Raw genomic sequence first — 18,697 nt, 5'->3', positions numbered from 1 at the left:
CCGATCATGACCGACGTCAGCCAGGCCAGAAAACAGTCCAGTCCAAGCGCGCGCGGCGAAGGCTTCGATCTCGCCAAGCTGCTGCTCGAGGGCCGGGCCTTCTTTGCCCTGATCGTCATCATCGTCGTCTTTTCGATCCTGTCGCCCTACTACCTCTCGGTGGCGAATTTCCTCACCATGGCCTCGCATGTCGCCATCTTCGGAATTCTCGCGGTCGGCATGCTGCTCGTCATCCTCAATGGCGGCATCGATCTGTCGGTGGGGTCGACGCTGGGCTTGGCCGGCGTCGTCGCCGGCTTCCTGATGCAAGGCGTGACGCTGACCTGGCTGGGCGTCGTTCTCTATCCGCCGGTCTGGGTGGTCGCGGTGATTGCCTGCATGCTCGGCGCCGGCGTCGGGCTGATCAACGGCGTGCTCATCGCGCGCTTCAAGGTTCCGGCCTTCGTCGCCACGCTGGGCGTCATGTACATGGCCCGCGGCCTGGCGCTGCTGATGACCAGCGGCCTGACCTACAACAATCTCGGCGGCAAGCCGGAACTCGGAAACACCGGCTTCGATGCGCTTGGCTTCAACCGACTGTTCGGCGTGCCTACCGGCGTGGTGGTTCTCGCGGTCATCGCGCTCATCGGCAGCGTCGTCCTGAATCGCACCGCCTTCGGGCGCTGGCTCTACGCATCAGGCGGCAACGAGCGCGCGGCCGAACTGTCCGGCGTTCCGGTCAAGTCGGTGCAGGTTTCCGTCTATGTGCTGTCAGGCATCTGTGCCGCCATCGCCGGCCTGATCCTGTCCTCGCAGCTGACCTCGGCCGGACCGACCGCCGGCACCACCTATGAACTGACGGCCATCGCGGCCGTCGTCATCGGCGGTGCGGCGCTGACCGGCGGGCGCGGCAACATCCGTGGAACCCTGCTTGGCGCCTTCGTCATCGGCTTCCTTTCCGATGGTCTGGTGATCATCGGCATCTCATCCTACTGGCAGACAGTGTTCACCGGCGCGGTCATCGTGCTCGCCGTGCTCCTCAATGCCGTTCAGTATCGCCGCCGCAGCAAGCTCCCAAGCTCGACAGGTGGCCAACCGACTTCTCAGCAACGGGGGAAGGCCGAGCCGGCCAATCCTGCCCAAGGGAAGACTGCCATGTGAACTGGCAGCAATACCGCGTAAATCATTTGGAGGAATGTACATGAAAACAATGCTGAAAAGTCTGCTTGCAGCCGCGATGGTCGTCGGGTTTACGGCCGCCGCGTCGGCCGCAGGCCTGATCTCGATCATCGTCAACGATCCGGCCAACCCCTACTGGCTGACCGAGGGCAACGTCGCCAAGGCCGAGGCCGAGAAGCTCGGCTATACGGCCAACGTCGCTGCCCACAAGGGCGACACCAACACGGAAAGCAACCTGATCGACACCGCCATCACCAACAAGTCCGTTGCGATCATCCTCGACCCGGCCAACGCCGACGGCTCCGTCGGCGCGGTGAAGAAGGCGATTGCCGCCAACATCCCGGTTTTCCTCGTCAACGCGGAGATCAACCAGGAAGGCCTCGCCAAGGGGCAGCTTGTCTCCAACAATGCTCAGGGTGCCGCTCTGGGTGCCCAGCAATGGGTGCAGGCAGTCGGTGAAAAGGGCAAATATGTCGAACTGCTCGGCGCCCCGTCGGACAACAATGCCGCCACGCGCTCGAACGGCTACGCGACTGTGCTCAGCCAGTATCCGGATCTCGAAAAGGCTGCCTCGCAGGTCGCCAACTGGGATCGTACCCAGGGCCACGACAAGATGCAGAGCATGCTGCAGGCCAATCCCGACATCATCGCCGTGATCAGCGGCAATGACGAAATGGCGCTCGGCGCGGTTGCGGCGCTGAAGGAAGCCGGCAAGCTGGCTGGTATCAAGGTCGGCGGCTTCGACGGCTCGCCTGATGCGGTTGCGGCGATCAAGTCCGGTGAACTGCAGTACACCGTGCTTCAGCCGGTGGCCATCTTCTCGGCCAAGGCCGTGCAGCAGGCCGACTCGTTCATCAAGTCGGGCGCCACAGGTGCTGCGACCGAGAAGCAGCTGTTCGATTGCCTTCTCATCACCAAGGACAATGTCGACAAGTACACCGCACCCTTCGTGCTGTCGGAATGAAACCTGCACAGGGGGTGTCCTTGCGGACACTCCCTGCCTCTTCTACGGCTTGAGACAACAAGATCGTCCTTGTGAACTGCCTTCGTAACCAACCGGAATTTGCGGCATGAAAGATCTGCTGATCGGGATCGACGCGGGAACGTCGGTGATCAAATCGGTCGCTTTCGATCTGTCCGGGCGGCAGCTCGCCATGACGTCGGTGACCAACAGCTTCGTCACGCTGGAAGGTGGCGGCGCCGAGCAGGACCTGGATCAGACCTGGCGCGACATGGCACAGACGGTTCGCGACCTGGCGACCAAAATCCCTGACCTCGCGCAACGAACCGCGGCAGTTGCCATCACCGGGCAGGGCGACGGAACCTGGCTGATCGATGGCGACGGCTTGCCGGTCTCACGCGCCTGGCTGTGGCTCGACGCCCGCGCCGGTCATCTGGTGGACGAGATGCGCGCCGATCCCCGCGATCGCACGCGGTTTGAGCTGACCGGCACGGGGCTCAATTCCTGCCAGCAGGGCGCCCAGCTTGCCTTCATGAAAAAGAACAATCCGGACATGCTGGAGCGGGCGGCGACCGCACTGCATTGCAAGGATTGGCTCTACTTCAAGATGACGGGCGAACGCGCCACCGATCCGTCCGAAGGAACTTTCACCTTCGGCGATTTTCGCTCGCGCAGCTATTCCGACGAAGTCTTCGACATCCTGGATCTGACGACGCATCGCCGCCTGTTGCCTCCGATGCTCGAAGGCACCACCGACCATCATCCGCTATCGCGATCGGCAGCGGGAGAGACCGGCCTGCTCGAAGGGACGCCTGTGGTCCTGGGCTACGTGGATATGGTCATGACAGCGCTCGGAGCCGGCCTTTATGATCCGAGTGGCAATGTCGGCTGCACGGTCATCGGCTCGACAGGCATACACACGCGCTTCGCCCGCACACCCGGCGATGTCGTGCTTAACGGCGATGGGTCCGGCTATACGATCGCCATGCCTGTGCCGGGTGCCTTTGCACAACTCCAGTCCAACATGGCGGCGACGCTCAACATAGACTGGCTGCTTGGCCTTGCGCGCGACGTGCTCACTGCCGGCGGCGCCGAGCTCTCGCGCGACGAATTGCTGAAGGCGCTCGACGTCTGGGTGGAGGGATCGGAACCGGGATCGCTGGTCTACCAGCCTTATATATCGCTCGCCGGCGAACGCGGACCATTCGTCGACCCTAATGCGCGCGCGGGCTTCATCGGCCTTTCGGTCAAGCACGGCTTCGGTGATCTGGCACGCGCCGTCCTTGAGGGGTTGGCCTTCGCCGCCCGTGATTGCTACCAGGCGATGGGCGCCGTGCCGAGTGAGATCCGGCTGTCGGGCGGGGCTGCGCGCAGCCCGTCTCTGCGTCGCATCATTGCAGCCGCGACCCGGGCGCAGGTGCGAACGAGCAGCCGCCAGGAAGCAGGCGCGGCAGGTGCCGCGATGATGGCCGCCGTCGGCCTTGGCGTCTATGGCTCCATGGAAGACTGCGCTGCCGAGTGGGTGACGCCGCTTCTCGGCGACTGCGATGCCTATGACGAGGCGCTTTCGCAAACCTACGATGCGCTCTTTCCTTCCTTCGTCGCGGCGCACCAGGCGCTTCGGCCGGTGTGGAAGGGCATGGCGCGCCGCACAGGAGCAAAGTCTTGAGCAATACAACAGATGTCGTCGATCTCTTCGTGATTGGCGGCGGCGTCAATGGAGCCGGCATAGCGCGCGATGCGGCAGGTCGCGGGCTTTCCGTCATCCTGTGCGAAAAGGATGATCTGGCGCAGGGAACCAGCTCGCGCTCGGGCAAGCTTGTGCATGGTGGCCTGCGCTATCTGGAATATTATGAATTCCGGCTGGTTCGCGAAGCGCTGATCGAACGCGAGGTGCTGCTCGAGGCGGCGCCGCATATCATCTGGCCGATGCGCTTCGTTCTTCCGCACAGCCCCGAAGACAGGCCGGCATGGCTGGTCCGGCTCGGGCTGTTTCTCTACGACCACCTTGGCGGCCGCAAACGGCTGCCGGGAACCAGGACGCTCAATCTGAGAACTGCGCCGGAAGGGGCGCCGATCAAGGACGAATTCAAGCGCGGTTTCGAATATTCCGACTGCTGGGTCGACGATGCGCGCCTGGTGGTGCTCAACGCCCTGGATGCCAGGCAGCGCGGCGCCAGGGTGCTCACGCGCACCGCCTGTGTCGCGGCACGCCGCGAAGGCGGACTGTGGTCGATCGACATGCAGGATGGCCGCACGGGTGCGATGACGAAAGTCCGCGCGCGGGCGCTGGTCAATGCGGCGGGGCCATGGGTCAACGACATCGTAAGCCGCGTCGCCGGGCAGAATTCCACCCGCAATGTTCGGCTGGTAAAGGGCAGCCATATCGTCGTGCCCAAGTTCTGGGAGGGACGGCAGGCCTATCTCATCCAGAACAGCGACAAGCGGGTGATCTTCGTCAACCCCTACGAGAACGATCTGGCGCTGATCGGCACGACCGACATTCCCTACGAAGGCAGGCCCGAGGAAGTGGCAGCCGAGGCAAACGAAGTCGAGTATCTGATCAAGGTGGTCAATCGCTACTTCAAGCGGCAGCTGACGCCACAGGACGTGGTCTACAGCTTTTCCGGTGTGCGTCCGCTCTATGACGACAATGCTGACAATCCAAGTGCTGTGACGCGCGACTATATTTTCGAACTCGACGCTCCGAATGGCGGCGCACCGCTGCTTTCGGTATTCGGCGGCAAGATCACCACCTTCCGCAAGCTGTCCGAGCATGCGCTGGAAAAAATCCAGCCGTTCTTTCCGACGATGAGGAAGGCATGGACGGCGACTGCCGCCTTGCCCGGGGGCGACCTGCCGAACGCAGACTTCGAACAGTTCCTGAGCGACCTGCACACCGAGTTTTCGTGGCTCGGCCCGTCGCTGGTGAAGCACTACGCTCGAAGCTATGGCACCCGTGCCAGACAATTGCTCGCCGGCGCACTTGGCGAGGCGGATCTCGGGCGCCGCTTCGGCCCCGATTTTTATGAACGGGAGGCAAAGTTCCTGGTCGACACCGAATGGGCCGGCACGTCAGCCGATATCCTGGAACGTCGTACCAAACATGGCCTGCATATCGATGCGGCCGAGCGGAAGGCATTCGAAGACTGGTTCGGCAACATCATGGCGACGGCAGACTGATGGCGTTCACGCTTTCCCTCAACACCAACCCGCTGGTCAATCGCTTCGCCGATCCAGACGACCTGATCGACGCAATTGCCTATGGCATCGGCATCCGCGACGTGCAGCTGACGCATGAATTCGTCAATCCGGGCTGGCCGGCGGCGACGATTGCCAAATTCCTGCGCCTGTTCAACAGCGCGCTTTCGCGGACCGGTGTCAGGGTCACCTCCGGCATGACCGGACCCTACGGCCGACTCAACCATTTCGGCCATCCGGACGCGGATGTCCGGCGCTACTATGTCGACTGGTTCAAGACCTTCGCCGATATTTCCGCCGAGCTCGGCGCTTCGGGCATGGGCACGCAGTTCGCCATATTCACCTACAAGGACTTTGATGATCCGCAGCGGCGGGCAGTGCTTCTCGAGATCGCGCTTGAATGCTGGCGCGAGGTGGCCGAACACGCCAAGGCGGCGGGCCTGACATATCTGTTCTGGGAGCCGATGTCGGTGGGCCGCGAGTTCGGCCACACGATCGAGAACTGCGTTGCCCTGCAGCGCGCCATCGATGCGGCGAAGCTGCCCATACCGATGAAGATGATGGTGGACATCGACCATGGCGACGTCACCTCGCCCAATCCTGCCGATACCGATCCCTATGCCTGGGCGAAGGCGTTTCCATTGCAATCGCCGATCATCCACATCAAGCAGTCTTCGATGAACAAGGGCGGGCACTGGCCGTTCACGGCTGCCTACAACAAGGATGGCCGCATAATTCCGCAGAGATTGCTCGACACCGTGCGGCAGGGCGGCGGAACCGACAATGAAATTTGCCTTGAACTTTCCTTCAGGGAGAGGGAACCGGTCGATCATCAGGTGATCGAGATGATCCGTGAGTCGGTGGATTTCTGGGCGCCTTACATCGACAGTGGCCGTGACAGTCTCAAGCCCCGGGCTTGAGTGAAACAGCGGCCTCATGGCCGGCACTGATGGCGGTCAGGAAAACACGCGCCGAAGGAGAAAAAGAATGACCCCATATTGGGTCGGCACGAGCTGGAAGATGAACAAGACGCTGGCGGAAGCGCTGGAGTTTGCTGATGCCCTGGCGGCATTCGTGCCCGGTTTCGATCAAGCGATACAACCTTTCGTCATTCCGCCATTCACTGCCGCGCGCCAGGTCAAGGCGGCGCTGGCCGCGACGCGCGTGAAAGTCGGCGCCCAGAACATGCATTGGGCGGACGCCGGCGCCTGGACGGGCGAAGTGTCGCCAGTGATGCTCAGGGATTGCGGGCTCGACCTGATCGAACTCGGCCATAGCGAGCGCCGCGAGCATTTCGGCGAAACGGATGTCACTGTCGGATTGAAGACGGCAGCCGCGGTCAGGCACGGCTTCGTGCCGTTGGTCTGCGTTGGCGAGACGCTGGCCGAGCGCGAAGACGGCCGCGCCGATGACGTTTTGACCGCCCAGGTTCTTGGTGCGCTGCAAGGGCTCAAGGGCGATGAATTGTCGGCGGAAATCCTCTTTGCCTACGAGCCGGTCTGGGCGATCGGCGAGAAGGGCATCCCGGCAAGCGCCGACTATGCCGACAAGCAGCAGGCGCTGATCAAGCAGGTCGCTGCAAGCCGGTTGCCGGCTGCCCCGCTCGTGCTCTATGGCGGCAGCGTCAATCCCGGCAACGCGGCCGAATTGATCGGCCAGCCGCATATTGATGGCCTGTTCATCGGCCGCTCGGCGTGGCAAGCGGAAGGCTATGTCGACATCCTGAAAAAGGCGTCGGCCGCCATCGGGCGCTGACAGTCACGACACGAAGCAAAGGAGTTCATCGCCATGAAAATCGCACTCGGAGCCGACAGCGCCGGCAAGCCGCTGCTCGACGTCATTGCCAAGCATCTCGCTACGAAGCCGGGACTGCAGGTCGTTGATCTCAGCCAGGCCGGATATTACGCCGATATCGCCGCCAAGGTCGGCCACGAAATTCTGGACGGCAGCTACGACCGGGCCATCCTGTTCTGCGGCACCGGCATTGGCGTCAGCATATCCGCCAACAAAGTGCCCGGCATTCGCGCCGCATTGACCCACGACACCTATTCCGCCGAGCGCGCCGCCAAGTCCAACAACGCCCAGATCATCACCATGGGCGCCCGCGTCATCGGTCCCGAACTGGCGAAATCGATCGCCGACGCATGGCTGGCCTCGGAGTTCGATCCGAATGGTCCCTCCGCCGCGAACGTTCAGGCCATCGACAAGCTCGACAGCAAGCGCTGAAGGCGTCGGGACTGACGGGTTGAACTAGACGGTCAAGGCGTCCCGCATCGCCTCGATCACGGTCACGGCGGACGCGGCGCCTGGATCCATATGGCCAAGCGAGCGTTCGCCGAGGCGGGAGGCCCGGCCTTTGCTGGCGATCATCGCCTTGGTCGCTTCCGCGCCTGCCTTTGCCGCGTGCGCGGCAGCCTCGAGACTGCCGGCCAGACCCTTGCCGGAAGCCAGCGCCTCGCCCGCCGCCTGTGCTGCCGGCGCCCATGCGTCCATCATCGTCTTTTCGCCTGGCTCGGCCTTGCCCCGATCCTGAATGCCCCTGGCCATGGCCTGGAACATTGCGACCGCGTCGGCGTCGTCAAGCGTTGCCTTGCCCTTGACGGCTGCCGCGCCGCGCATGAACGCGGTGGCATAGAGCGGACCCGAGGAGGCGCCGACGGCATTCAGGAACGATTTCGCCGCCGCGTTGAGTAATGTGGTCGGATCGGTGGACCCGGTATCCAGCGCCGCGACCGCGTCGCGTGCGGCGGAAAATCCCAGATCCATCGCAATGCCGTGGTCGGCATCGCCGATCACCCCGTCGAGCGCGCAAAGCCGGTCCCTGTCGGCTGACATGGCGTCTGCGATGGCCCCGAACATGCTGGCAAGGCGGGCACTGTCGATTGTCGTCATGTTCTTGTCCCTTGCCGCAGAGCAGGTTTAGCCAGCGCGAAACATGGCGCAGTCGCAGGGGTGGTCCAGCATCGTCTGCAACTCGCCGTCGAGTTGGTGCAGCGTGATCGAGGCGCCGGCCATTTCAAGCGAGGTGCAGTAATTGCCGACCCAGGTCGCGTGAATTGACACACCGATATCGTCGAGCCTCTGCTTCACCCGCCGGTTCATGATGTAGAGCTCCATCAGCGGCGTCGAGCCGAGCGAATTGACGAGCACGGCGACCTTGTCGCCGCGCGCCGGCGCCATCTCATCCAGGATCTTGTCCAGCATCTCATCGGTGATTTCGTCGGCCGTCTTCAGCTTTTCGCGGGCGATTCCGGGCTCGCCATGGATGCCCATGCCGATCTCCATCTCGTCCGGCCCGATCTCGAAATTCGGCCGGCGGGTCTGTGGCAGCGAACAGGGCGACAGCGCGACGCCCATGGTGAAGGTATGGTCGTTGGCCTTCCCGGCGATACGCTCGCATTCGTCGAACGACAGCATCCGGTCGCAGGCGGCACCGGCCGCCTTGAAGATGAAGAAATTGCCGGCGACGCCGCGTCGCTTGTGCCGCTGGTCACGCGGTGCGGAGGCGACATCGTCGGTGCTCAGCACCGTGCGCACCTCGATGTCGTCCATCGCCGCCATCTCGGCGGCCATGTCGAAATTCATCACGTCGCCGGCATAGTTGCCGTACATGAACAGAACGCCGGCGCCGCCGCTGGCCGCCTTGGCGCATTCGAGGATCGGATCGGGCGGCGGCGAGGCGAAGACGTTGCCGATGGCCGCCGCATCGGCCAGCCCCTTGCCGACGAAGCCGAGGAAGCTCGGCTCGTGGCCCGAGCCGCCGCCGATGACGAGGCCTACCTTGCCCTGGCGCGGTCCGTCGCGCGCGACGACCGAGCGTGGGCTGCCGTCCAGGCTTTTGAGATGGCGGGGATGCGCGACCAGGATGCCTTCCAGCATCTCGTCGACGGCGCGGTTGCCGTCATTGATGATCTTTTTGGTCTGCACCGGCAGCCTCCCGATTTCGATATTTTTGCAGATAATACCGGGTGTTATCGGGATTTCCACCCGGCTGCGAGCATTTCACGCTCTGAGGTGTGCTCGCGCCGCCACCGTTGACCAGCCATGCCTGGACGGACGCGTCTAGTCGGGCTTCGCCAGACCCGGATTGAACTTGCGCCGGGCGTTTTCCAGATGCTCGCGCATCGCTTGCCCGGCCGCTTCCGGATCGTGCCGCTCGATGGCTTCGAACACGTTTTGGTGGCCAGCAAAACTCCTGCGGTTTTCGACTTCGGTGTTGGCCATGTGGATGCGCTGGTTGATCAGCCACTCCACTAGCGCTTCGTGCGCGGCAAGGAAGATCGGATTGCCAGGGATTGCGGTCAGCACGCGGTGAAACGCGACATCGGTGACCGCGAAGGCGCGGGCGCGGGGAATGGCACGCTCGTTTTCTGCAAGTGCGGCGGCAAGTGCCTCGATCTGCTCGCGCGTCGCCACCTCGGCGGCATGGCGCGCTATCGAGACTTCGAGAAACAGCCGCAGCTGCTCGAAATGGCCGATGCCGTCGGGTTGGTCCATCAACAGATGCGCCGTGCCCGTCAGCTGCTCCAGCATGTTGCGCGGCGTTGGCCGCGTCACCTTCGGCCGCTCGCCGCTGTTGATGCGCACCAGGCCCATCTTCTCCAGCGCAAACAGCGCCTCGCGCACCGAGGGGCGGCCGACATCGAACATCGACATCAGGTCGCGTTCGGACGGCAGCGAGGCGCCAACCGGATAAACCTCGTCCCGGATCATCTCCTCCAGGCGGAGGCGGACTTCATCGGACAATTTTTTTCGAACCGGCATATTGTGCATGGTCTACCTTTTAAGCTATTAGACCAGTCGCCGCAACTGAGGATTTGCGGGACCGACGGGTTGGAGGAGGCCGCCGCTGGCTGATTGCGCGGCGGTCGGCGCGACAGGCGAGTGCCTGGCGCGGAAATCGGCCTGGAGCAGGGCATCGCCCCGATTTCGGCCTGCGGAAAGCAACGGGAGGAGAATTCCATGAGACGACTGTTGATGAGCCTTGTGCCTGTTCTGGCGCTGATGTTTGCCTCGGGCCTCGCCAAGGCCGCCGATGGCGGCACGTTCCGCTCGGCCATGCGCACCGGCTGCATCGAGATGGGCACGCTGCACACCACCTGCGGCCACCGACTCGACGAGACCGTGCTGCAGGGGCTCGTCCACATCAAATGGACGGGCGACGGCGTACAGCCGATGCTGGCCGAGAGCTGGAAGACGCCCGACGGCGGCAAGACCTATGTCTTCAGCCTGCGCCATGGCGTCAAATGGCATGACGGCACCCCCTTCACCGCCAACGACGTGGTGTTCAGCCTCAATCTCTACGCCAATCCGAAGGTCAACTCGCCGTGGTCGCAGAAGCTCTCGGCCGTGGCCGGATACAAGGCGTTCCAGGATGGCTCGGCCTCCTCGCTTGTGGGGGTCAAGGCGCTTGACGACATGACAGTCCAGGTTGAACTCGACAGCGCCAAGCCGCTCTGGGTGCAATTGCAGCTTATCGCCATCAGCATCTTCCCCGAACACATTCTGGGCAAGGTTGCGCCCGGCGATATCAAGGGCAACGCCTTCTGGGTCAACCGCGTCGGCACCGGCCCGTTCATCTGGAAGAAATACGAGAGCGACCAGTATGTCGAGGTCGACCGCAATCCCGACTATTTCCTCGGCGCGCCCAAGCTCGACCGCATCATCTACCAGATCTACAAGGACGTGCCGCCGATCATCGCCGCACTCGAGACGCAGGAGGTCGACGCCATGTCCTATGAGGGCGGCGGCGTGCCGATCTCCGAGCTCGCCCGCCTGCAGAAACTCGACTACCTGACGGTGCTGCCGAAATTCTCCGCCGGCCTGCCGACCTACCTGCAGTTCAACCTGGAGAACAAGCGCTTCGCCGACGTGCGGGTGCGCCAGGCAATGCTCTACGCCATCGACCGCAGGGCCATCATCGAGACCGTCAAGCAGGGCGCCGGCGAATTGTCGAACACACTGTTCCCGCAGGACTGGGCGCGCGCCAAGGACCTCGAGCCCTACGACTACAATCCCGACAAGGCCAGGCAATTGCTTTCCGAAGCGGGCTGGGACGGCAGCCAGCCGGTCGATTTCATCTACTATTATTCCGACCAGATGAACGTCGACACCGTCACCGCCATCCAGAGCTATCTGGCCGCTGTCGGCGTCAACATCCAGCCGCGCCTGCTCGATCCGGCGGCGATCAACCAGACCTATGCCGACGGCAGCTTCCAGATGGGCTTTTTCGCCAATGGCATGGGGCTCGACCCCTCGCTCGGCTCGCCGGTCGTCGTCTGCGGCGCAAAACCTCTCAGCATGGGGTACTGCAATCCCAAGGTCGACGAACTCTTCAACAAGGGGCTGGAATCGGCCGATCGGGCCGTGCGCGCCGAGAGCTATCAGGAAGCCTCGCGCATCCTCAACAAGGAGCTGCCCAAGGCCTGGCTGTGGAACGAGGTGCGGCCGTTGGCTTTCAACAACCACATCGTCGGCCTGGCGCAGCACTTCAAGGAGCAGCCGCTCGTGATCTTCAACCACCCGGTCTACAACGAAGTCGAGAAGTGGGAAGTGGCGAAATAGTCGTTCGAAAGATCCTCGTTCAACGATCGTGGGGCTCCGCCGGAGCCTCATGATCCACCACCTCAAGAGCTTTCTTCAGCCATAGGAGAAGCCGATGCTAAGCTATCTCCTGCGAAAACTGCTGCTCAGCATTCCGGTGCTGTTCGGCGTCACCGTGATCGTCTTCGCCATCGCCCACGCCATGCCGGGCGATGCCGTGCTGGCGATGATCACGGCGGAGGCGCCGTCGAGCGAAGCGCTGATCGCGATGCGGCGTGGCGAGCTCGGCCTCGACCAGCCGCTCTACATCCAGTACCTCAACTGGATCGGCCAGATCCTGCACGGCAATCTCGGCCGCTCCTTCGTCAATGGCCGCAGCGTCGGCGAGATCATCGGTGAGCGGCTGCCGATGACGCTCGAGCTGATGGGTGTGGCGCTGCTCGTCGCCTTCCTCGTCGGCACCACGCTGGGGGTGATCTCGGCGCTCAGGCAATACCGGCTGACCGACTATTCGCTGACGCTTGGCGGCTTTGTCGGCGTGTCGATCCCGGATTTCTTCATGGGGCTGCTGCTCGTCTATGTCTTTGCGCTGGAATTGCGCTGGCTGCCGTCATCGGGCATTTCGACCGCCGGCGACAGTTTCTCGCTCGTCGACAATCTCAGGCATCTGATCTTGCCGGCCGCCGCACTCGCTTTGTTCCGCGCCGCGATCTTCATGCGCTATGCCCGGGCCGGCATGCTCGAAGTGCTCAACAAGGACTATATGCGCACCGCCAAGGCCAAGGGCTTGCGGCCGAGTACGATCACGCTGCGCCACGGCTTACGCAACGCGCTGATCCCGCTGGTCACCGTCTTCGGTCTCGCTTTGCCGACGCTGTTCGGCGGCTCGGTGGTGATCGAGACGATCTTCCAGTGGCCGGGCATCGGCCTGATGTTCATCGACGCGGTGGTGAACCGGGATAGCCCGGTCATCATGGGCTATGTGCTGATCACCGCCATCATCGTCATGCTGGCCAACCTCGCGATCGACCTTGCCTACAGCGTGCTCGACCCGCGGGTGAGCTATGACTGACGCCACCGTCGCCGATGTACCTGTTGCCTCCGGCGCCTCGCGTGGCCTGTGGGGCGAGGCGGCGCGCCGTTTCCTCAACCACCGCCTGGCGACGCTCGGGCTGGTCATGCTCGCCATCATCGTGCTCGCCTGCGTGCTGGCGCCGTTGATCGCGCATTACGGCCCCAACGACATCGACCTGCGCGGCCGCAATCAGCCGCCTGGAGGCGTCCATTGGCTGGGCACCGACGGCACCGGCCGCGACATCTTTGCCCGTATCCTCTATGGCGGACGCATCTCGCTGTCGGTCGGCTTCATCGCGGTGGCGATCTCGGCGGCCATAGGCATCTTCGTCGGCGCGGTCGCCGGCTATTTCGGCGGCAAGGTCGATCTCCTGCTGATGGGCCTGATCGACATGGTGCTGACCTTTCCGCGCCTGGTCATCATCATCGCTTTCGTCGCCGTGGTCGGACCCAGCATCTTCAACACCATGGTGGTCATCGGCCTGCTCAGCTGGCCGTCGATCGCCCGATTGACGCGCGGCGAGATCCTTTCGCTGCGCAACCAGGAATTCGTGCTTGCCGCGCGCTCGCTCGGCACCTCGCCCTCGGTCATCATCCTCGAGCACATCCTGCCCAATGTGCTGAGCCCGATCCTGGTGGCGATCACGCTCGACGTCGCCACCGTGATCCTGCTCGAGGCCTCGCTGTCCTTCCTCGGCCTCGGCGCGCAGGCGCCGGCGGCCAGCTGGGGCAACATGCTGCGCGACGCGCGGACGCTGTCGATCCTGGAGAGCCAGCCCTGGATGTGGATCCCGCCCGGCGCGATGATTGCGATTGCCGTGCTCAGCATCAATTTCGTTGGCGATGGCCTGCGGGACGCGCTCGACCCACAGCATATCATGGGCGGGGGCGCGAAATGATGGGCGTGGATGTGCTAGCCGGTCGCAAGCCAACGACAGCGCCGGGGCAGGGACCCGTGCTCGAGGTGCAAGGGTTGAGCGTCGAGTTCGGCCCAAAAGGCCGCTCGGTCTATGCCGTCAACGACGTCTCGTTCCAGCTTGCCGAAGGCGAGTCGCTGGCCATCGTCGGCGAAAGCGGCTCCGGCAAGTCGGTCACCGCGCAGACGCTGATGGGTCTGATCCGCAAGCCGCCCGGCCGGGTCACCGCCGGCCGCGCGCTCTATCGCGGCCGCGACCTTCTGGCCATGCCCGATAGCGAATTGCGCCAGATCCGCGGCCGCGACATCGCGATGATCTTCCAGGATCCGATGTCGTCGCTGAACCCGGTGCTGACCATCGGCCTGCAACTGACCGAGGCGCTGCGCGAACATCAAGGCCTGAGCCAGCCGCAAGCCGAACGCCAGGCGCTCGACATGCTCGACCTGGTCGGCATCGCCAACGCGCCGCAGCGCATGCGCGCCTTTCCGCACCAATTCTCCGGCGGCCAGTTGCAGCGCATCGGCATCGCCATGGCGCTGGTCTGCAAGCCGTCGATTCTGATCGCCGACGAGCCGACGACGGCGCTCGACGTCACCATCCAGGCGCAGATCGTCGAACTGGTCGCGCGCCTGCAAAAACAGCTCGGCATGGCGATCATCTGGATCAGCCATGACCTCAGCCTGGTCGCCGGCTTCGTCGATCGCGTCGCGGTGATGTATGCCGGCTCGATCGTCGAATGCGCGCCGGTCAACGAGCTGTTTTCGAAGACGACGCACCCCTATACGATCGGCCTGTTGAACTCGATTCCGTCGCTGACGGCGGCAAACACCAGGCTGGTGCCGATCAAGGGCGCGCCGCCCAACGTCACACTGGCGCCGACCTTTTGCGCCTTCGCGCCGCGCTGCGACCATGCCGAGGCGCGTTGCCGCGAGGCAAAGCCGCCGCTGGAAACGGTCGGCGCCGGCCACACCACCGCATGCTGGCGCTGGCGGCAGGTGGAGCGATTGCCGCGCAGGGCGGCAGCCGCTGCAGACAAGCTTGCCGTAGCCGCACAAAAGCAAGAACCGCTGCTCGTCGTTTCCGACCTCAAGGTGCATTTCCCCATCCGGCGCGGTGTGCTCAGGCGGCAGGTTGGCGCGGTGCACGCCGTCGACGGGGTGAGCTTCGAGGTGCTGCGCGGCGAGACGCTGGCGCTGGTCGGTGAAAGCGGTTGCGGCAAGTCGACGACCGGCCGCGCGGTGCTCGGCCTCGAGCGTCCGAGCGCCGGCAGCATCCTGTTCGAGGGCAGGGACTATGCCGGTGCAACAGGCGAGCAGCTCAAGCAGCGCCAGCGCGACATGCAGATGGTTTTCCAGAACCCGTTCGGCTCGCTCAACCCGCGCATGACCGTCGGCCGCATCGTCGGCGAGGGGCTGCGCGCCCAGAAGATCGGCACGCGCGCCTCGCGCGATGTGCGTGTCAGCGAATTGCTGGCGCTGGTCGGCTTGCGGGAAGCGCTGCGCAACCGCTACCCGTTCGAGCTCTCCGGCGGCCAGCGCCAGCGCGTCGGCATTGCCCGTGCGCTGGTCGCCAATCCGAAATTCATCATTGCCGACGAGCCGATCTCGGCGCTCGACGTCTCCATCCAGGCGCAGATCGTCAACCTGCTCGACGATCTCAAGGCGCGCCTCGGGCTGACCTACCTGTTCATCGGCCACGACCTGTCGATGATCCGCTACCTCAGCGACCGCGTCGCGGTGATGTATCTCGGCCGGATCGTCGAGACCGGCACCACCGCGGTGGTGTTCGGCAGCCCGCTGCATCCCTATACGCGCGCGCTGCTGTCGGCGATCCCGGTGCCCGATCCCAAAGCCGGCGGAACACGCCGGCGCATCGTGCTGGGCGGCGCGGTGCCCGATCCGTCGAAGCCACCGCCCGGCTGCCATTTCCATCCGCGCTGCCCGATGGCGACGGAAATCTGCACCAAGGTGGAGCCGCCGGTCCGCGATTTCGGCTCGCCCGTTTCCGGCCAGCATCTCGTCGCTTGCCACCATGCCGGCGAGGCCACCCTTTGACACTCCTGGAAAGACCGAGGATCCCCAAAATGACCAAGGAATTGGCGGGCATGTATGCCGCCTTGATGACCGGACTGAGCGATGCCGGCGAGTTCGATCCGCAGCGCCAGCGCAACATCAACGACTATGTCCTGCGCCAGGGTCTGGCCGGGCTCTATGTCGGTGGCAGCAGCGGCGAATCCGGTCTGCTGACGGTGGACGAATTGCTGGCTCAGCAAGAGGTGGTGTTCGCCGGCGCGGCAAGCACCGGCACCAGGCTGATCGCCCATGTCGGCATGCCGAACCTGCGCGATTCCATCCGCCTGGCGCGGCAGGCCCAAAAGCTCGGCTATCACGCGCTGTCTGCGCTGCCGCCGCATTCCTATCCGTTCTCAGACGAGGAAGTTTTTGGCTACTACCAGGCGCTGGCGGCGGCGACGGAATTGCCGCTGATCGTCTACGAGATCCCCTTGCGCACCGGCCGGCCGCTACCGCTCGACTTGCTGGTCCGGCTGCTCGATCTCGGCAATGTCGTAGGCATCAAATACACCTCCACCGACTTGTTCAAATATTCGCTGCTGCGCAAGCGGCAGCCGCAAAAGCTGTTCTACTACGGCTTCGACGAGATCTACGCCGCCGCCGGCATGCTCGGCACCGATGGCGGCATCGGCACCACCTACAATCTGCTCGGCAGGCTCTACGTGGCGGTGGACCAGGCGATCCGCGCCGGCGACCTGGAACGGGCGAAAACGCTGCAGATGGTATCGCAGGACTTCGTCGAGGTGCTGCTGGAAACCGGCGTTCTGCCGGGCATGAAAGCGGCTTTCCGCGTCATCGGCGTCGATTGCGGCCCGACCCGCGCCCCGATGGCGCCGGCTGTTGCCGACGCCGAGGACCGGATGCGCGCGGTTCTTGCTCGCCCGGCGGTGAAAGAATGGCTGGCGTGAGCTGAGCCAGCGTTAACGGTGATGGTCCCGGAGAAGTCTTGGGCTAGCCGGGACCGCGGCCCGAGGACCTGCTTGTCCGTGAAAACGACGTGCGGAGGCGATAGCGGTCGCCGGCATATCGGATCGTTGAGGAGAGCAGCGGCCGGCCGGCCGCATCGACGATGAGCTGGCGCATCACCAGGGTCGATTTGCCGACGTCGATGTCGAGATGACGCGCCAGTACAGGATCCGCGCCGCGCGCCTCGATCGTCGTTTCGGCGCGGGCCAGGTCGACGCCGGCATCGATCAGCAAGCCGAACAGCGACGCGGTTCGAAAGTCGATCCCGCTGAGATCGGGAACGAGAGCGAGGGCGAAGAACGAGGTGTCGACGGCGACCGGAACCTGGTCGAGGCGCCGGATCCTCTCCAGGTGGAAGAGCGTCGCGCCGGGCGCGATCGAAAGCTCTTCGGCCTCGTCCAGCGAAGCAGGCGCTTCCGCGGCGCGCAACACGTCGGAGGAGGGTGTCAGGCCGAGGCGCTTCGCGGTTTCACTGAACGATTCCAGCGTGTTGGGAAACTCCTTCGGGACCTTGGCCGAGACGTACCAGCCGCGCCCGTGCGAAGGCGTCAGCACACCTTCCTCGACAAGGCTTTGCAGCGCCCTGCGTAAGGTTACCCTGCTGATCGACATGCGCGTGAACAGGTCGCGCTCGGCCGGCAGGCGCGCGCCCGAGGCAAGCTTGCCGGTGGCGATCTCCTGCCGGATCGCATCGGCCGCTTGCCGCCAGAGCGGTTCGGGTCCGTCCGACTGCAGTGGCGAGCCCTCCATCTCAGTCACCCATCCGCCTTCACCTTCTCCCAGACGCCGGTTCGCATCGAACGGTAGCAGGCGTCAATTACCCGGTTGACGATGACGCCGTCCTCGAAGGTTTCCAGTGGCGTTGTCCCCGCCGCGAAGTGTTCCACAAAATGCCGCATCTGTTGTGAAAAACCGTAGGCCCGGGTTTCCTCGGGCACCGGATAGACCCAGCCAGTCTCGGAATCGGCCTTTTCGACCAGATAACCCACCGGCTTTTCGATGAAGCCCCAGACCGGACCGACCGAAGTATCGGTGACGATGCGCCCGGCCGAGCCGACCAGTTCGTGGCGAAGCTGCATGCCGCCTTTCTCGATCCATGACGATTCGATCGTGGCGAGCTGGCCGCCGGTGAATTTCAACAGCGCGATCGCGGTGTCTTCTCCGGTCGTCTTGTCGCCGTGGACCAGCGTTGCGCCCCACGCCATCACCTCGGTGATCAGATTGTCCTTGCCGAAGAAGTGGCGCGCGCTTTCGACAGTGTGGCAGCCCATGTCGAGCAGGGCGCCACCACCGGCGAGCTCGGCGTTCCAGAAATGCGGCGCATGCGGCCCCGAATGCGCTTCGCGAGCGCGCATGGTGAGGAGATTGCCGATGCCGCCCGCCTGGATCATCTGGTGGGCCTTGGCGATGTTGGGGGAAAACACGGCGCATTCGGCATAGCCGTGCCAGATGCCGGCGCGCTGGACGATGTCGAGGATTTCCTGCGCTTCCTTGCCCGTGCGTGCCAACGGCTTGGTGCAGATGACGGCCTTGCCGTGCCCAGCGGCAATCCCGACGGCTTCGAGATGGATCTCGTTGGGCAGCGCGATCACCACGAGCTCGACAGCCGGATCGGCGCAAAGGGCGTCGATATCCCTGTGGGCGGTAACCTTTGGACCCCATTTTTTCGCGAAGGCTTCCGCGCGTTCGAAACTGCGAGACGAGCAGGCGACGAGCTCGGCGTTGCGCACGTCGAGCAGCGAGTCCGCATAGGTCTCGGCGATGAAGCCCGAGCCCAGAATTCCAACTCCAATCATCAAGTCCTC

At 64.1% G+C, this 18,697-nt stretch carries 17 protein-coding genes; 12 read left to right on the top strand and 5 right to left on the bottom strand.

Annotated elements, in window-relative coordinates; translation table 11 throughout:
* The first annotated feature begins 6 nt into the window (after nt 1-6).
* The 7 genes from ACFSOZ_RS00680 (at nt 7) to derI (ending at nt 7,546) form a co-directional block, all read left to right on the top strand.
* Nucleotides 7-1,140: an ABC transporter permease gene (locus tag ACFSOZ_RS00680; RefSeq protein WP_379092268.1), complete on the top strand. Its 1,134-nt coding sequence runs from the start codon at nt 7-9 to the stop codon at nt 1,138-1,140.
* A 40-nt stretch (nt 1,141-1,180) separates the two neighbouring features.
* The gene (locus ACFSOZ_RS00675; RefSeq protein WP_378923419.1) at nt 1,181-2,122 is read left to right on the top strand and encodes a D-ribose ABC transporter substrate-binding protein; all 942 of its coding nucleotides are present in this window, start codon (nt 1,181-1,183) and stop codon (nt 2,120-2,122) included.
* 106 nt (nt 2,123-2,228) lie between these two features.
* Nucleotides 2,229-3,788, top strand: a complete 1,560-nt coding sequence (locus ACFSOZ_RS00670) for an FGGY-family carbohydrate kinase (protein ID WP_379092266.1) — start codon at nt 2,229-2,231, stop codon at nt 3,786-3,788.
* The gene (locus ACFSOZ_RS00665) at nt 3,785-5,302 is read left to right on the top strand and encodes a glycerol-3-phosphate dehydrogenase (protein ID WP_379092263.1); all 1,518 of its coding nucleotides are present in this window, start codon (nt 3,785-3,787) and stop codon (nt 5,300-5,302) included. Before ACFSOZ_RS00670 ends, ACFSOZ_RS00665 begins: the two co-directional genes overlap by 4 nt.
* A complete protein-coding gene (locus ACFSOZ_RS00660) occupies nt 5,302-6,240 on the top strand; it encodes a sugar phosphate isomerase/epimerase family protein (protein ID WP_379092260.1) in 939 nt (312 codons plus the stop codon). Before ACFSOZ_RS00665 ends, ACFSOZ_RS00660 begins: the two co-directional genes overlap by 1 nt.
* A gap of 67 nt (nt 6,241-6,307) precedes the next feature.
* Complete coding sequence (locus ACFSOZ_RS00655) at nt 6,308-7,075, top strand: triose-phosphate isomerase (protein ID WP_379092257.1); 768 nt, start codon at nt 6,308-6,310, stop codon at nt 7,073-7,075.
* 33 nt (nt 7,076-7,108) lie between these two features.
* Complete coding sequence (gene derI, locus ACFSOZ_RS00650) at nt 7,109-7,546, top strand: D-erythrulose-4-phosphate isomerase (protein WP_379092254.1); 438 nt, start codon at nt 7,109-7,111, stop codon at nt 7,544-7,546.
* Between the two features lie 24 nt (nt 7,547-7,570).
* Here derI and dhaL read toward each other — a convergent pair whose 3' ends face one another.
* The 3 genes from dhaL to nanR all read right to left on the bottom strand — a co-directional run bounded on the left by dhaL (nt 7,571) and on the right by nanR (nt 10,084).
* Entirely contained in the window at nt 7,571-8,212 is a 642-nt protein-coding gene (gene dhaL, locus ACFSOZ_RS00645) for a dihydroxyacetone kinase subunit DhaL (RefSeq protein WP_379092251.1), read from the bottom strand.
* Between the two features lie 27 nt (nt 8,213-8,239).
* Complete coding sequence (locus tag ACFSOZ_RS00640) at nt 8,240-9,247, bottom strand: dihydroxyacetone kinase subunit DhaK (protein ID WP_379092248.1); 1,008 nt, start codon at nt 9,245-9,247, stop codon at nt 8,240-8,242.
* 135 nt (nt 9,248-9,382) lie between these two features.
* Nucleotides 9,383-10,084 carry a transcriptional regulator NanR gene (nanR, locus tag ACFSOZ_RS00635; RefSeq protein ID WP_379093778.1) on the bottom strand — a complete coding sequence of 234 codons (702 nt, stop codon included), beginning with the start codon at nt 10,082-10,084 and terminating at the stop codon, nt 9,383-9,385.
* Between the two features lie 198 nt (nt 10,085-10,282).
* Between nanR and ACFSOZ_RS00630 the strand changes: the two genes are divergently transcribed.
* From ACFSOZ_RS00630 to ACFSOZ_RS00610, 5 genes are all read left to right on the top strand, one after another.
* On the top strand, nt 10,283-11,884 hold the full coding sequence (locus ACFSOZ_RS00630; RefSeq protein ID WP_379092245.1) for an ABC transporter substrate-binding protein: 1,602 nt from the start codon (nt 10,283-10,285) through the stop codon (nt 11,882-11,884).
* 94 nt (nt 11,885-11,978) lie between these two features.
* Nucleotides 11,979-12,935 (top strand): ABC transporter permease, encoded by a 957-nt coding sequence (locus tag ACFSOZ_RS00625; RefSeq protein ID WP_379092241.1) that lies wholly within the window; start codon nt 11,979-11,981, stop codon nt 12,933-12,935.
* Complete coding sequence (opp4C, locus tag ACFSOZ_RS00620) at nt 12,928-13,836, top strand: oligopeptide ABC transporter permease (RefSeq protein ID WP_379092237.1); 909 nt, start codon at nt 12,928-12,930, stop codon at nt 13,834-13,836. Before ACFSOZ_RS00625 ends, opp4C begins: the two co-directional genes overlap by 8 nt.
* Nucleotides 13,833-15,908, top strand: coding sequence for an ABC transporter ATP-binding protein (locus ACFSOZ_RS00615; protein ID WP_379092234.1), 2,076 nt, complete (start codon nt 13,833-13,835; stop codon nt 15,906-15,908). Before opp4C ends, ACFSOZ_RS00615 begins: the two co-directional genes overlap by 4 nt.
* A gap of 29 nt (nt 15,909-15,937) precedes the next feature.
* Complete coding sequence (locus tag ACFSOZ_RS00610) at nt 15,938-16,834, top strand: dihydrodipicolinate synthase family protein (protein ID WP_379092231.1); 897 nt, start codon at nt 15,938-15,940, stop codon at nt 16,832-16,834.
* Nucleotides 16,835-16,877: 43 nt separating this feature from the next.
* Here ACFSOZ_RS00610 and ACFSOZ_RS00605 read toward each other — a convergent pair whose 3' ends face one another.
* Both ACFSOZ_RS00605 and ACFSOZ_RS00600 read right to left on the bottom strand, forming a co-directional pair.
* A complete protein-coding gene (locus ACFSOZ_RS00605; protein ID WP_379093775.1) occupies nt 16,878-17,642 on the bottom strand; it encodes a GntR family transcriptional regulator in 765 nt (254 codons plus the stop codon).
* 5 nt (nt 17,643-17,647) lie between these two features.
* Nucleotides 17,648-18,688 carry a Gfo/Idh/MocA family protein gene (locus tag ACFSOZ_RS00600; RefSeq protein ID WP_379092228.1) on the bottom strand — a complete coding sequence of 347 codons (1,041 nt, stop codon included), beginning with the start codon at nt 18,686-18,688 and terminating at the stop codon, nt 17,648-17,650.
* Nucleotides 18,689-18,697 lie beyond the last annotated feature (9 nt).

The organism is Mesorhizobium newzealandense, assembly GCF_042682145.1.
Taxonomy (GTDB): domain Bacteria; phylum Pseudomonadota; class Alphaproteobacteria; order Rhizobiales; family Rhizobiaceae; genus Mesorhizobium; species Mesorhizobium newzealandense.
This window is presented reverse-complemented; position numbering and strand designations above follow the sequence as displayed.